The organism is Caballeronia jiangsuensis (genome assembly GCF_046030135.1).
In the GTDB taxonomy this organism is placed as follows: domain Bacteria; phylum Pseudomonadota; class Gammaproteobacteria; order Burkholderiales; family Burkholderiaceae; genus Caballeronia; species Caballeronia jiangsuensis.
Genome location: NZ_JAQQDB010000013.1, coordinates 121851 through 135907, shown reverse-complemented (window position 1 = coordinate 135907; position 14057 = coordinate 121851). Strand labels below are relative to the sequence as shown.

General features: G+C 65.0%; 13 protein-coding genes. 8 read left to right on the top strand and 5 right to left on the bottom strand.

Translation table 11 applies throughout. The features are described 5' to 3' along the window. Positions 1-89: 89 nt before the first annotated feature. Positions 90-1067, bottom strand: a complete 978-nt coding sequence (locus PQR08_RS16080) for a DMT family transporter (protein WP_187604917.1) — start codon at positions 1065-1067, stop codon at positions 90-92. A gap of 193 nt (positions 1068-1260) precedes the next feature. Here PQR08_RS16080 and dapC point away from each other — a divergent pair, with 193 nt between their 5' ends. From dapC to cls, 6 genes are all read left to right on the top strand, one after another. Continuing rightward, on the top strand, positions 1261-2478 hold the full coding sequence (dapC, locus tag PQR08_RS16075) for a succinyldiaminopimelate transaminase (RefSeq protein WP_250483501.1): 1218 nt from the start codon (positions 1261-1263) through the stop codon (positions 2476-2478). A gap of 46 nt (positions 2479-2524) precedes the next feature. Next, a complete protein-coding gene (gene dapD, locus PQR08_RS16070; protein WP_238287937.1) occupies positions 2525-3352 on the top strand; it encodes a 2,3,4,5-tetrahydropyridine-2,6-dicarboxylate N-succinyltransferase in 828 nt (275 codons plus the stop codon). Between the two features lie 2 nt (positions 3353-3354). Next, positions 3355-3726 (top strand): ArsC family reductase, encoded by a 372-nt coding sequence (locus PQR08_RS16065; protein ID WP_250483500.1) that lies wholly within the window; start codon positions 3355-3357, stop codon positions 3724-3726. 99 nt (positions 3727-3825) lie between these two features. Further along, positions 3826-4962 (top strand): succinyl-diaminopimelate desuccinylase, encoded by a 1137-nt coding sequence (dapE, locus tag PQR08_RS16060; protein ID WP_250483499.1) that lies wholly within the window; start codon positions 3826-3828, stop codon positions 4960-4962. Positions 4963-4992: 30 nt separating this feature from the next. Then, positions 4993-5877 carry a 50S ribosomal protein L3 N(5)-glutamine methyltransferase gene (gene prmB, locus PQR08_RS16055; RefSeq protein ID WP_250483498.1) on the top strand — a complete coding sequence of 295 codons (885 nt, stop codon included), beginning with the start codon at positions 4993-4995 and terminating at the stop codon, positions 5875-5877. Positions 5878-5999: 122 nt separating this feature from the next. After that, positions 6000-7490 (top strand): cardiolipin synthase, encoded by a 1491-nt coding sequence (gene cls, locus PQR08_RS16050; RefSeq protein WP_187604922.1) that lies wholly within the window; start codon positions 6000-6002, stop codon positions 7488-7490. Positions 7491-7503: 13 nt separating this feature from the next. Here cls and PQR08_RS16045 read toward each other — a convergent pair whose 3' ends face one another. After that, on the bottom strand, positions 7504-7995 hold the full coding sequence (locus PQR08_RS16045) for a glutathione peroxidase (RefSeq protein WP_250483497.1): 492 nt from the start codon (positions 7993-7995) through the stop codon (positions 7504-7506). 158 nt (positions 7996-8153) lie between these two features. On the opposite strand from PQR08_RS16045, the gene PQR08_RS16040 reads away from it, so the two are divergent. Both PQR08_RS16040 and PQR08_RS16035 read left to right on the top strand, forming a co-directional pair. Further along, positions 8154-10094, top strand: a complete 1941-nt coding sequence (locus PQR08_RS16040; RefSeq protein WP_250483496.1) for an ATP-binding cassette domain-containing protein — start codon at positions 8154-8156, stop codon at positions 10092-10094. 15 nt (positions 10095-10109) lie between these two features. Beyond that, positions 10110-11129 carry a CaiB/BaiF CoA transferase family protein gene (locus PQR08_RS16035; RefSeq protein WP_250483495.1) on the top strand — a complete coding sequence of 340 codons (1020 nt, stop codon included), beginning with the start codon at positions 10110-10112 and terminating at the stop codon, positions 11127-11129. Here PQR08_RS16035 and PQR08_RS16030 read toward each other — a convergent pair. The 3 genes from PQR08_RS16030 to alr form a co-directional block, all read right to left on the bottom strand. Beyond that, on the bottom strand, positions 11126-11389 hold the full coding sequence (locus tag PQR08_RS16030) for a DUF2866 domain-containing protein (RefSeq protein ID WP_035503507.1): 264 nt from the start codon (positions 11387-11389) through the stop codon (positions 11126-11128). The genes PQR08_RS16035 and PQR08_RS16030 overlap by 4 nt on opposite strands. 162 nt (positions 11390-11551) lie before the next feature. Then, positions 11552-12937 (bottom strand): DNA repair protein RadA, encoded by a 1386-nt coding sequence (gene radA, locus PQR08_RS16025; protein ID WP_035503504.1) that lies wholly within the window; start codon positions 12935-12937, stop codon positions 11552-11554. 41 nt (positions 12938-12978) lie between these two features. Further along, positions 12979-14049 carry an alanine racemase gene (gene alr, locus PQR08_RS16020; RefSeq protein ID WP_250483493.1) on the bottom strand — a complete coding sequence of 357 codons (1071 nt, stop codon included), beginning with the start codon at positions 14047-14049 and terminating at the stop codon, positions 12979-12981. Positions 14050-14057: the final 8 nt, after the last annotated feature.

The window sequence follows — 14057 nt, the reverse complement described above, 5'->3', positions numbered from 1 at the left end:
AGATGGCAGACGAACCGCATTGCGGCGCGTCGATCGCATTCGGTCACGCAGCGCGACAACACATGCGTGTCCCGGCGAAGCGGACACCATCATACCATCGCGCGAGTCGATTTCTTTTTGCTTTCCGGCGCGTCTTTCGCGATCTCCGGCGCTTCGGACGCGGGAGACGAGCGCTGCCCGCCCTGCCGATGCACCCATGCCGACAGCACGCACGCCACGACGATGCACGCGCCGCCCGCCCATTCGCGCGGGCCGGGCACTTCGCCTGCGAAGAGCCACGCCGAGAGCGCGGTGACGACGAGTTCGAAGAGCATGATGATCGACGCGCGATTGGCCGGCACGCGCGCGAGCCCGATCTGCACGATCATGTTGTTGCCCGCGAGCACGACGCCCAGCCCGATCACGATCAGCGTCACGGTGGGCAACAGCGCGGCGGCGGGCGGCGCGGGCATCGGCTCGAAGCACGTGACGAGCGACGCGATCAGCGCCGCGCCGCCGAAGATCACGGCCGTGCGCATCTCGGGCTTCATCGCGGGCAAGGTGCGCGTGACCTTGACGACGAGCACGTTGCTCATCGCGAAGCCCATGCCGCCCATGAGGCCCGCCCATTCCGCGAGATCGGCGGGCAGCGGCATGCCGAGCTCGGGCGACCACAGCATCGTCACGGCGCCCGCGAGCGATAGCAGCGAGAGCGCCGCATCGGCGCGCGTCAGGCGCTCTTTAAGGATGAAGTGCGCGAAGATCGCGGTCCACGCGGGCGTCAGATAGAAGAGCAGCAGCACGCGCATCACCTGGCCGTGGATCGCGCCCCACACGAAACCGATATTGGTCACGCCCGCCGCCACGCCGAGCGCGACCAGCAGCCAGTGCCAGGAGAGCGTGCTGATCGAGCGGCGTTTCGCGAGCAGCACGAAGACGCACGCGGCGGCGCTCGTCGTCGCGCTGGCGGCCGTGCCGGAGAGGCCCATCGCGGCGAGCATGCGCATCGGATACCAGACGAGCCCCCACACCGACGCGCCCAGCATGATCGCGAGCGTCGGCCATGCATTGCTAAGGCCGCGGGTCATGCCGGCGCCTCATCTGTTTTTGTTACGGTCATTCGTACTGTCGTCCTTCATGTCGCGCGCCGCTGTCCGTTTCCGGGCCAAGGCCGCGCGCTATAATCCCAGGCTTGCTTCGCGTCCGTTCGATGTCTTCCGATGCCGCGCTCGCAGGCGCTTTTTGCCTCGCACGCATCGCTCACTGCTTACCGGTCACGCCGTGAATCCACTTCTCAAGAAACTTCAGCCTTATCCGTTCGAAAAGCTTCGCGCGCTCTTCAAGGGCATCGAGCCGCGCGCGGGATTCACGCCGATCAGCTTCGGCATCGGCGAGCCGAAGCATCCGACGCCCGCGCTGATCCGCGACGCCGTGATCGATTCGCTCGACGGCCTCGCCTCCTATCCGGCGACGCTCGGCAGCGAGCCGCTGCGCGCGGCGATCGCGGCGTGGGTGATGCAGCGCTATGGCCTCGAATCGATCGATGCGGCGACGCAGGTGCTGCCCGTGTCCGGCTCGCGAGAAGCGCTCTTCGCGCTCGCGCAGACCGTGATCGACAGCCGCACGGCTAGCGCCGCCGAACCGCCCATCGTACTCTGTCCGAACCCGTTCTATCAAATCTACGAAGGCGCGGCCTTGCTCGCGGGCGCCGAGCCGTACTTCGTGAACAGCGATCCGGCGCGCAACTTCGCGTGCGACTATTCCGCGGTGCCCGATCACATCTGGGCGCGCACGCAACTGCTCTATGTATGCTCGCCGGGCAATCCGACGGGCGCGGTGCTCACGCTCGACAACTGGCGCGAGCTTTTCGCGCTGTCGGACAAACACGGCTTCGTGATCGCGTCGGACGAGTGCTATTCGGAAATCTATTTCGACGAAGGCCATCCGCCGCTCGGCGGCCTCGAAGCGGCGCGGCTGCTCGATCGCGGTTTCGATCGCCTCGTCATGTTGTCCAGCCTGTCGAAACGCTCGAACGTGCCCGGCATGCGCTCGGGGTTCGTCGCGGGCGACGCGTCGGTCTTGAAGGATTTCCTGCTCTATCGCACGTATCACGGCGCGGCGCTGTCGACGGTATTTCAACGCGCGAGCGTCGTCGCGTGGCAGGATGAAACGCACGTGCGCGACAACCGCGCGAAGTATCTGAAAAAATTCCAGACAGTCACGCCGATGCTCGCCGACGTGCTCGACGTGCGCCTGCCCGACGCCGCGTTCTACCTCTGGGCGAACGTTTCGGGCACCGGGCTCACGGATACCGAGTTCGCGGCGCGCCTGTACGCCGACTATAATGTGACGGTTCTGCCGGGCTCTTTTCTCGCTCGCTTCGCGCACGGCACGAATCCCGGTGAAGGTTTCGTGCGTATCGCGCTCGTGGCCGAAACCGCGGAATGTGTCGAAGGAGCCCGCCGCATCGTCGAATTCTGCCGCTCGCTCAAGTCCTGACTGACATTGAGCGCAGCCGGTCCAATCCTCCATCCTTGATACCACTATGTCGCAACAACTTCAGAGCATCATCGATACCGCCTGGGAAAACCGCGCCGAGCTGTCGCCCAAGGCCGCGCCCGCCGAAGTCCGCGAAGCCGTCGCGCACGCCATCGAGCAGCTCGACAAAGGCCAGATGCGCGTTGCCGAGAAGCGCGACGGCGACTGGGTCGTGAATCAGTGGCTGAAGAAAGCCGTGCTGCTCTCGTTCCGCCTGGAAGACAACGCGCCGATGCCCGCGGGCGGCTACTCCCAGTTCTACGACAAGGTGCCCTCGAAGTTCGCCAGCTACACGGCCGAAGACTTCGCGGCGGGCGGCTTTCGCGTCGTGCCGCCGGCCATCGCGCGCCGCGGCTCGTTCATCGCGAAGAACGTCGTGCTGATGCCGTCGTACACGAACATCGGCGCGTATGTCGATGAAGGCACGATGGTGGACACATGGGCCACCGTCGGCTCGTGCGCGCAGATCGGCAAGAACGTGCATCTGTCGGGCGGCGTGGGCATCGGCGGTGTGCTGGAGCCGCTGCAGGCAAACCCGGTCATCATCGAGGACAACTGCTTCATCGGCGCGCGTTCGGAAGTCGTGGAAGGCGTGATCGTCGAAGAGAATTCCGTCATTTCGATGGGCGTGTATCTCGGCCAGTCGACCAAGATCTACGACCGCGAAACCGGCGAAGTCAGCTACGGCCGCATTCCGGCGGGCTCGGTCGTCGTCGCGGGCAATCTGCCTTCGAAGGACGGCTCGCACAGCCTGTACTGCGCGGTGATCGTCAAGAAGGTCGATGCCAAGACGCGCGCGAAGGTCGGCCTGAACGAACTGCTGCGAGGCGACTGATCGTGGCGCGCGGCTCGACCCCGACCACGGTCGTCTACGGCATTCCGAATTGCGACACCGTGAAGAAAGCGCGCGTGTGGCTGGAAGAGCACGGCGTGCCGTTCGAGTTTCACGACTTCAAGAAGGCTGGCGTGTCGAACGCGCTGATCCAGGACTGGCTGAAGGACGTGCCGCTCGAGCAGCTCATCAACAAGCGCGGCACGACGTGGCGCGGCTTGTCGGATGTGCACAAGGCCGAAGCCGATACGACCGGCGGCGCCATCGCGCTGATGATCCACAAGCCGTCGATCATCAAGCGGCCGGTCGTCGTCGTGAACGGGCGCGTGAAGACGCTCGGATTTTCCGCCGAGCAGTACGAAACGCTCTTCGCCTGAAGTGAACGCGATGACTGTGAACTCGACGGTCATCGCAAGATTGCTACGAGTGCCGGCCTGCGCGCCGGCATTTTTTTATCGCATCGATTCAATACGACCATGTCCGGCACCCTCTCCCTCACCGAAGCGCTGATCGAACGCGCATCCGTCACGCCCGACGATCAGGCTTGTCAGGCGCTCATGATCGAGCGGCTTGCGGCGATCGGCTTCGAATGTGAAACGATCCAATCGGGCGGCGTCACCAACCTGTGGGCCGTGAGGCGCGGCACGGACGCGTCGGCCAAATTGCTCGCGTTCGCCGGCCACACCGATGTCGTGCCGACCGGTCCGCTCGAACAATGGACCTCGCCCCCCTTCACGCCCACTCACCGCGACGGCAAGCTTTTCGGCCGCGGCGCGGCGGACATGAAGGCGTCGCTCGCGGCGTTCGTCGTGTCGAGCGAAGAGTTCGTCGCAAAGCATCCTGAGCATCGCGGCACGCTCGCGTTTCTCATCACGAGCGATGAAGAAGGCCCCGCGACCGACGGCACGATCAAGGTCGTCGAAGCGTTGCAGGCGCGCGGCATACGGCTCGACTACTGCATCGTCGGCGAGCCGACATCGAACGCCACGCTCGGCGACATGGTCAAGAACGGCCGGCGCGGCTCGATGACAGGCAAGCTCGTCGTCAAGGGCGTGCAGGGACATATTGCGTATCCGCATCTCGCGAAGAATCCGGTGCATCTGCTCGCGCCCGCGCTCGCAGAACTCGTCGCCGAGCGCTGGGACGACGGCAACGAATACTTCCCGCCGACCACCTGGCAAGTGTCGAACCTGCACTCCGGCACCGGCGCGACCAACATCATTCCCGGCCACGCCGATCTGATGTTCAACTTCCGCTTCTCGACGGCGAGCACGGTCGAGAGCCTGCAAAGCCGCGTGCACGCGATTCTCGACCGGCACGGCCTCGACTACGATCTGACATGGATCGTGAGCGGCCTGCCCTTTCTCACGCCGCGCGGCGCGCTGTCGGAGGCGCTCGAAAAAGCCATCGTCGATGAAACCGGCGTGCGCACCGAACTGTCTACCACGGGCGGCACCTCCGATGGACGCTTCATCGCGCGCATCTGCGATCAGGTCGTGGAGTTCGGCCCGCCCAACGGCACGATTCACAAGATCGACGAGCATGTCGAGGTGCGCTTCATCGAGCCGTTGAAGAACGTCTACCGGCGCGTGCTCGAACAACTGATCGCCTGAATTCAATCTCACAATAAAAAGGAGCCTTCGATGGCGCTGCCCTTCACCACCGTGCGCGACCTGCTGCGCTTCGGCGTCTCGCGCTTCACCGAAGCAGGCCTGTCGTTCGGCCACGGCTCGGCCAATGCTTACGACGAAGCCGCGTATCTGATCCTGCATACGCTGCATCTGCCGCTCGACACGCTCGACCCGTTCCTCGACGCGCGCCTGCTAGACGAAGAAATCGACGCCGTCATGAAAGTGATCGAGCGCCGCGCGAAGGAACGCATTCCCGCCGCGTACATCACGCAGGAAGCCTGGATGCACGGCCGCCGCTTCTATGTCGACGAGCGCGTGATCGTGCCGCGCTCGTTCATCGGCGAATTGCTGCAGGACGGCTTGCAGCCGTATGTCGCCGATCCGGATCAGGTCACGCGCGTGCTCGAACTGTGCACCGGCTCGGGGTGTCTTGCGATTCTCGCGGCGCAGGCCTTCGAGAACGCCGATGTCGATGCCGTCGACATCTCCGCCGATGCGATCGCGGTCGCGCGCCGCAACGTCGACGAATACGGACTCGACGAGCGCGTGAGTCTCTACGAAGGCGACCTGTACGCGCCGCTGCCGTCCGCGCGCTACGAGGTGATCATCACCAATCCGCCCTACGTCAACGCGCAGGCGATGCAGGCGCTGCCGGAAGAGTACCGCCACGAGCCCGAACTCGCGCTCGCGGGCGGCGCGGACGGCATGGACGTCGTGCGGCGCGTCGTGCGCGACGCACGCAACTGGCTGACCGAGGACGGCGTGCTCGTCGTCGAAATCGGCAACGAGCGGCCGAACGTGGAAGCCGCGCTCGGCGGTCTCGATCTCGTCTGGCTCTCGACCAGCGCCGGCGACGACAACGTGTTCCTGATCCAGGCCGCCGATCTCCCGGCGTAAACCCTCTGCCTGACAGAACGTTGCGGCGACGCACGCTGCAACGTTCGCCAACACTTCGCGCGGAAGGGTTGGGTAAGATGGCAAATCGCCATTAGCGAAGCACTTCGCTCCCTCTCGCGCCTATGCAAGCATCCGACTGGCTACACCTCGGCACGCTCGTGATGGCCGCGCATGTCCTCGGCGTGATCGCCGCGATCCATGCCGTCATCAACACTCGCACGTCGCAAGGCGCGGTGGCGTGGGCGGTGTCGCTCGTCGCGATGCCTTACTTCACGCTGATTCCCTACCTCTTTCTTGGCCGCAGCAAGTTCGCGGGCTATATCGACGAGCGGCGGCTGGAAATCGAAATCCTGCGCAGCCGCTCGAAACCCGCCGAATGGGACTCGGGCGCACGCAGCGATGCGCCCGAAACGGCGGCGCTCGTCGATGCCAGCGGCGCACGCGGCGAGATCGCGCCGGGACCGGCGGCCTATCTCGGCAATCCGACCATCCGCACGTTGCAGCGGCTCTCCGGCATGCCGTTCCTGCGCGGCAACTCGGCGCGCGTGCTCATCAATGGCGATGCCACCTTCAACGCGATCCTCGAAGCGATCGCCGCGGCCGAACGCTATGTCGTCGTGCAGTTCTTCATCGTGCGCGCCGACGAACTCGGCGACAAACTCAAGGACGCGCTCATCAAAAAGGCCCAGGCGGGCGTGCGCGTGTACTTCCTTTACGACAGCATCGGCAGCTTCGACCTGCCGCATCGCTACGTGAACGCGTTGCGCGCGGGCGGCGTCGAGGCGCATCCGTTCGCGGCCACGCGCAAGTTCGTGCATCGCTTCCAGATCAACTTCCGCAATCATCGGAAGATCGTCGTGGTGGACGGCAAGTGCGCGTTCGTCGGCGGGCATAACGTGGGCGTCGAGTATCTCGGCGGCAATCCGCGGCTTTCGCCGTGGCGGGACACGCACGTGGAAGTGCGCGGTCCGGCGGTCGCGAGCATCCAGTTCGTGTTCACCGAAGACTGGTACTGGGCGACGCAGCGTCTGCCCGAACTCGGCCCCGCGCCGCATTCGGACGGAAACATGCACTGCATGGTGCTGTCGAGCGGTCCTGCCGACAAACAGGAAACCTGCTCGCTCTTTTTCGTCGAGGCGATCAACGCGGCGCGCGAACGTATCTGGATCACGTCGCCCTATCTGATTCCCGACGAGGCCGTGTTCTCGGCGTTGAGGCTCGCGGTGATGCGCGGCGTGGACGTGCGCATCCTGATTCCGAGCCGGCGCGATCATCGCGTGGTGTTCGCCGCGTCACGGCTCTATGCGTACGATCTCGTCCAGGCGGGCGTGCGCATCTTTCGCTACCAGCCGGGCTTTCTGCATCAGAAGGTCGTGCTCGTCGACGACATCGCCGCTTCGATCGGCAGCGCGAATCTCGATAACCGGTCGTTTCGCCTGAACTTCGAGATCACGGTCCTGACGGTCGATCGCGCGTTCGCGAGCCAGGTCGAATCGATGCTGCTCGCGGACTTCGCGGAATCCTTCGAGATCGACAGCGACGATTATCGCGGCAAGGCGTTCTGGCGGCGCATGGCGATGCACGTCGCGCGCCTTTTCTCGCCGATCCTGTGAGCGCGCCCGACGCTCAGAGCAGCTTCTCGATGTCCTCGGTGATCGCCTCCGGCTTCGTCTGCGGCGCATAACGCTTGATGACGCTCCCTTTCCGGTCGACGAGAAACTTCGTGAAGTTCCATTTGATCGCTTCGATGCCGAGCAGACCCGGCTCCTTGTCCTTCAGATATTTGTAGAGCGGATGCGCGTTCGCGCCGTTCACCTCGATCTTGGCGAACATCGGAAACGTGACGCCGTAGTTCTTCTCGCAGAAGGCGCCGATCTGCCCGGCGTCGCCCGGCTCCTGCTTGCCGAACTGGTTGCACGGGAACCCGAGAACCTCGAAACCGCGCGCCGAGAATTGCTGGTAGATCTCCTGCAAACCCTTGTACTGCGGCGTGAAACCGCATTCGCTCGCCGTATTCACGATGAGCAGCACCTTGTCGCGGTAGGTGTCGAGACCGACGGTCGCACCGTCGAGTGTTTCGGCCGTGAAGCCGTAGATGCCTTCGTTGGCTGCGCTCATGGCGTGCTCCGCGAAATGAAGTCGATGAAAGATAGGCGATGCTAACCCGGCGCGCGTTCGTCTGCCATTGGCCGAACGGCCGACCCCTGCCTCGCAGGCGGTCCGGTCTAAAATAGCGCTTTCCCTCAAAAGCCGCGCCCCTTCGCCGCCCCTCCGACGTGATCCGTTTCAATCAGTTCAGCCTGTCCCGCGGCACCAAGCCGCTCTTCGAAGACACGAGCTTCACGCTCAACCCGGGCGAGAAAGCCGGTCTCGTCGGCGCGAACGGCGCGGGCAAGTCCACGCTCTTTTCCGTGCTGCGCGGCGAGCTGCACGCGGACGGCGGCGATTTTTCGATGCCGCCGTCGTGGCGCATCGCGCATGTCGCGCAGGAAACGCCCGCCGTGGACCGCAGCGCGCTCGATTACACGCTCGACGGCGACACGCATCTGCGCGAGATCGAAGCGCGTATCGCGGCGGCCTCCGCCGCGCACGAAGGCGCCGCCGAAGCCGAAGCCCACGCAGCGTTCGCCGACGCCGACGGCTACACCGCGCCCGCGCGCGCCGAAACGCTTCTGCTCGGCCTCGGCTTCACGCTCGAGCAGACGCGCGAGCCGGTAACGAGCTTCTCGGGCGGCTGGCGCATGCGGCTGAACCTCGCGCAGGCGCTGATGTGCCCGTCCGACCTGCTGCTCCTCGACGAACCGACCAACCACCTCGACCTGGACGCCATCGTCTGGCTGGAAGACTGGCTCGGGCGCTATCCGGGTACGCTCGTCGTCATTTCGCACGATCGCGAGTTTCTCGATTCGGTCTGCAATGTCACGCTGCATCTGGACAATCGTCAGGTGAAGCGTTATGGAGGCAACTACAGCCAGTTCGAAGTGCTGCGCGCGCAGCAGATCGCGTTGCAGCAAAGCGCGTATGAAAAGCAGCAGAAGACCGTCGAGCATCTGCAGAGCTTCATCAACCGTTTCAAGGCCAAGGCAACCAAGGCGAAGCAGGCGCAAAGCCGCGTGAAGGCGCTGGAGAAGATGGAGCTCATCGCGCCCGCGCATGCGAGTTCGCCCTTCACGTTCGAATTCCGCGAGCCCGATGCCGCGCCCAATCCGATGATGGTCATGGAAAGCGTGCGCTGCGGCTATCACAACGACGCGGGCGGCGAGATTCCGATCGTCGAGGGCGTGACGCTGTCGATTCAGAACGGCCAGCGCATCGGCTTGCTCGGCGCGAACGGCCAGGGCAAGTCGACGCTCATCAAGACGCTCGCGCAGACGCTCGAACCGCTTTCCGGCGACGTGCGACAGGGCAAAGGCCTGCAAATCGGCTATTTCGCGCAGCATCAGCTCGAAACCCTGCGCCCCGACGATTCCGCGATTCAGCATCTCGCGCGCCTCGCGCCCGACACGCGCGAGCAGGAACTGCGCGATTTCCTCGGCAGCTTCAACTTTTCCGGCGAGATGGCGACGGCGAAAATCGCGCCCTTCTCGGGCGGCGAGAAGGCGCGGCTCGCGCTGGCGCTCATCATCTGGCAGAAGCCGAATCTGCTGCTGCTCGACGAGCCGACCAACCACCTCGACCTCGAAACGCGTCACGCGCTGACCATGGCGCTCGCGCAGTTCGAAGGCACGCTGATTCTCGTGTCGCACGACCGGCATCTGCTGCGCGCGACCACCGATACCTTCATGCTCGTCGCGAAGCATCGTCTGAATCCTTTCGACGGCGATCTCGACGATTACCGCGACTGGCTCCTGCAACACGCCGCCGAGACGCGCGCGGCGGCGAAGGAAGCCGGCGGCGCGGCCTCGGGCGACGCGCAGGACAGCGGGCCGAATCGCAAGGAACAGCGCCGGCAGGAAGCGCAGGAGCGGCAAAAGTTTGCGCATCTGAGGAAGCCGCTGCAATCGCGCATCGCGAAGATCGAGAAGGAGATGGAAAAGCTCAACGCGGAGAAGACGCAGCTCGATGCGTTCGTCGCCGAGCCCGCGAGTTACGAAGCCGCGATGAAGACGAAACTCACCGAGACGATCCGCCGTCAGGGCGAAGTCAATGCGCGCCTCGAAACGCTCGAAATGGAGTGGCTCGAAACGCACGAGGAACTGGAGCAGATCGGCTCATAACCGGAGATCGACGACTTGACGCCTTCTCTTACCGGCCTGCGCGTGCTCGATCTGACGCGGCTTCTTCCGGGTCCCGTCGCCACGTTGCGGCTCGCCGAACTCGGCGCCGACGTGCTCAAGATCGAGCCGCCCGGCGAAGGCGACTACGCGCGCACGATGCTGCAAACCGAAGCCGACCGGCAAAACGACACGCCGAGCGCGTTCTATCGCATCGTCAATCGCGGCAAGCGGCAACTCACGCTCGATCTCAAAACGGACGAAGGCCGCGCGAAGCTGATCGAACTCGCGCGCGACGCGGATGTTCTGGTCGAAAGTTTCCGCCCTTCGGTGATGGCGCGACTGGGCGTCGGCTATGACGTGTTGCGCGAGGCCAATCCGAAGATCGTCTATTGCGCGATCACGGGCTTCGGCAGCGACGGCCCGTTCGCGCAAAAGGCCGGTCACGATCTGAACTACATCGCGTACGCGGGCGTGCTCGATCAGCTCGCGACGCGTGACGGCACGCCTGTCGCGCCGAACTTTCAGTTGGCGGATCTGCTCGGCGGCGCGCTCTCGGCCGTCATGGAAATACTCGCGGCGGCGTGGCATGTCGCACGCGGCGGCGAAGGCCGCTGCCTGAATGTCTCGATGACGCACGCGACGCACGCGCACAACGTGATGGCGCATATCGCGCTCGCCAATGCCAACGAAGCGGGGACGCGGGCCGGAGCGGGCCTCCTGAACGGCGGCGTGCCCTGCTACGACGTGTATCGCACGCGCGACGACCGCTTCGTCGCGGTCGGCGCGCTGGAACTGAAGTTCTGGCAGACCTTGTGCGAGGCGCTCGACCGCCCCGACTGGGCGAAGCGGCACTGGAGTCTCGGACAGGCGATCGGCGGAGCGGACGCGGCGGAATTGTCGGCGCAGCTTGCCGCGCGCTTTCGTGAGCGCACGCGCGACGAATGGATGACGCTGCTCGAGCCGCTCGATTGCTGCGTTGCGCCCGTGCTCACGCCCGCCGAAGCGGCGGCGCATCCGCTCTTTCGGGAAGCCTAACGCCGGGGCAGAACCTGGCGCGGCTGATGTTCGTCGTCGACGAGCACGTGCTTGCGGCCCGTCACATGCTGGCGAATGGTCGCGACGACCTGATCCTCGGTGATATCGGCCGCGACGACGCGGCGCGAGATCTGCCCTTGCTCGTCGATCCATTCGACGATCCGGCAACCGCTGCCCCAAGGCTGCTGAAGCGGCGCCGAGACGCGGCATCCGCGCAGATGGAACGCGGGCTTCGGCCGGGTTGATTTTGAGTGTTTCAATGCGTGGTCCTCTCGATCCTTCCAGCCCCTTCGCCTTTTGAACTGCCTCGAGCAAAGTTGGCCAGGTCCGTAGCCCCGTTAGGATAGAAAAACCGCGCCTCGCTTGGGTTACATAGAGCAACCGGATTCTTACGCCCCGTTACGAAGGGCCCGATCACTTCGTCATTCGAGATCGCGAACTCGGTCGATTGCTTCCTCGATGCGGTCCACCGCGATCACCTTCAGGCCGTCGATCGCCTGTTTCGGCGCGTTCGCCTTCGGAATCAGCGCCATCGAGAAACCGAGCTTGGCAGCTTCCTTCAGACGATCCTGACCGCGCGGCGAGGGCCGGATTTCGCCGGCCAGCCCCACTTCGCCGAACGTGATGAGGCCCTTGGGCAGCGGCTTGTTGCGCATCGACGAGTGAATGGCGAGCAGCACGGCCAGATCGGCGGCAGGCTCGGTGATCTTCACGCCGCCGACCGCGTTCAGGAACACGTCCTGATCGAAACACGCGATGCCCGCGTGCCTGTGCAACACGGCCAGCAACAGCGCCAGCCGATTCTGCTCCAGACCGACCGCGAGCCGGCGCGGATTGGGCACGTGCGCCGTATCGACGAGCGCCTGCACCTCGACCAGAAGCGGCCGCGAGCCTTCCTGCGTCACGAGCACGCACGAACCCGGCACGCTCTGCTCGTGTTGCGACAGGAACAGCGCCGACGGATTCGCGACGCCGCGCAAGCCCTTCTCCGTCATCGCGAAGACGCCGAGTTCGTTGACCGCGCCGAAGCGATTCTTGAACGCGCGCACGAGCCTGAACGACGAATGCGTGTCGCCCTCGAAATACAGCACGGTATCGACGATATGTTCGAGCACGCGCGGCCCCGCGAGACTGCCCTCCTTCGTCACGTGGCCGACCATGATGATCGACGTGCCCGTCTGCTTGGCGATGCGCGTCAGTTGCGCCGCGCACTCGCGCACCTGCGCGACCGAGCCGGGCGCGGATGTCAGCGCTTCCGAGTAAATGGTCTGGATCGAGTCGATCACCGCAACTTCGGGCCGTTGCTCGTCGATGGTCGCCTGGATTTTTTCGAGCTGGATTTCCGCCAGCAACCCGAGATCGCCGACCGCGCTCGCTTCGCCGATCAACCCGAGCCGCTGCGCGCGCAACGCGATCTGCGCGCCGGATTCCTCGCCGCTCACGTAGAGCGCGGGCCGCTCGCGGGCAATTTCCGCGAGCGATTGCAACAGCAGCGTCGATTTGCCGATGCCCGGATCGCCGCCGATCAGCACCACGCCGCCCGGCACCAGACCGCCGCCCAGAACGCGGTCGAACTCGCCGACGCCGGTCGTGAAGCGCGGCACGTCCGACGCCTCGATTTCAGCGAGCTTGCGCACCGGCGAACTCTTCGCGAGCGCCTGAAAGCGATGCGCCGACGCCGCCTGCTCCACCGATTCCACCAGCGTGTTCCACGCCCCGCACGCGGCGCACTGGCCCGTCCATTTCGGCGACTGTCCGCCGCATTCGCTACACGTATAGAGCGTTTTTGCTTTTGCTGCTTTCGCCACACAGAGCCTTGCTTCGAATTGCGTCATCGACGCTGAAAGAGTTATTCCGCGCGCACCGGCACGCGCTGCGCGATCGCGCACATGAGTTCATAGCCGATGGTGCCCGCCGCGCTGGCGACGTCGTCAATCGGCAGATTCGCGCCCCACAGTTCGACGCGCGAACCGATGCCCGCACCCGGGCACGGCGTGAGGTCGACGGTCAGCATGTCCATCGATACGCGGCCGACGAGCTTCGTCCTCACGCCATCGACGATCACCGGCGTGCCTTCCGGCGCCACGCGCGGATAGCCGTCCGCGTAGCCGCACGCGACCACGCCGACGCGCATCGACGTGCCCGCCGTATAAGTCGAGCCATAGCCGATGCTGCTTCCCGCGTCCACCGTCTGCACGGCGATCAGCTCGGACTGGAACGTCATCGCGGGCTTGAGACCCGTGCCGGCGATGTCGGCGGTCACGCCCGACGGTGACGCGCCGTACAGCATGATGCCCGGCCGCACCCAGTCGACATGCGCGTCCGGGTGCCACAGCACCGCCGCCGAATTGGCGAGGCTGCGCGCGCCCGAAATGCCTTCCGCGCCGCGCTCGAACGCCTCGAGTTGATGCGCGATGCCGCGCGGGGCGTCGGCATCGGAAAAATGGGTCATGAGCGTGATCTGGCCGATGCCCTGCACGGCGCGCGCCCGCTCCCACGCGGTACGGAACTTTTCCGGCGTGTAGCCGAGGCGGTTCATGCCGCTGTTCATCTTCAGCTGGATGTTGATGGGCTTCGACAGGCGCGCCATTTCCAGCATGCGCAACTGCTCGTCGCAGTGCACCGCCGTGGTCAGGCTGTAGCGGTCGACCACGTCGATGTCGGTCGGCCGGAAAAAGCCTTCCAGCAAAAGAATCGGCCCCGCCCAGCCCAATTCACGCAACTTCGCGGCTTCTTCGAGGTCGAGAAGGCCAAAGCCGTCTGTTGCGCGCAAGCCCGGGAACGCTCGCGCGAGTCCGTGGCCATACGCATTGGCCTTGACGACGGCCCAGATCTTGGATTTCGGCGCGTACTTGCGTGCAATGGCGAGGTTGTTGGCGAGTGCGGCGGTGTGGATCGTTGCAGAAAGGGGGCGAGGCATGAGCGTTT

Bases quoted from the DNA above. Each gene is read 5' to 3' on its own strand.
- dapD (WP_238287937.1), top strand. From the start codon at position 2,525: ATGTCGCAACAACTTCAGAGCATCATCGATACCGCCTGGGAAAACCGC.
- PQR08_RS16045 (WP_250483497.1), bottom strand. From the start codon at position 7,995: ATGAGCGCAGCCAACGAAGGCATCTACGGCTTCACGGCCGAAACACTC.
- cls (WP_187604922.1), top strand. From the start codon at position 6,000: ATGCAAGCATCCGACTGGCTACACCTCGGCACGCTCGTGATGGCCGCG.
- dapE (WP_250483499.1), top strand. From the start codon at position 3,826: ATGTCCGGCACCCTCTCCCTCACCGAAGCGCTGATCGAACGCGCATCC.
- alr (WP_250483493.1), bottom strand. From the start codon at position 14,049: ATGCCTCGCCCCCTTTCTGCAACGATCCACACCGCCGCACTCGCCAAC.
- PQR08_RS16080 (WP_187604917.1), bottom strand. From the start codon at position 1,067: ATGACCCGCGGCCTTAGCAATGCATGGCCGACGCTCGCGATCATGCTG.
- prmB (WP_250483498.1), top strand. From the start codon at position 4,993: ATGGCGCTGCCCTTCACCACCGTGCGCGACCTGCTGCGCTTCGGCGTC.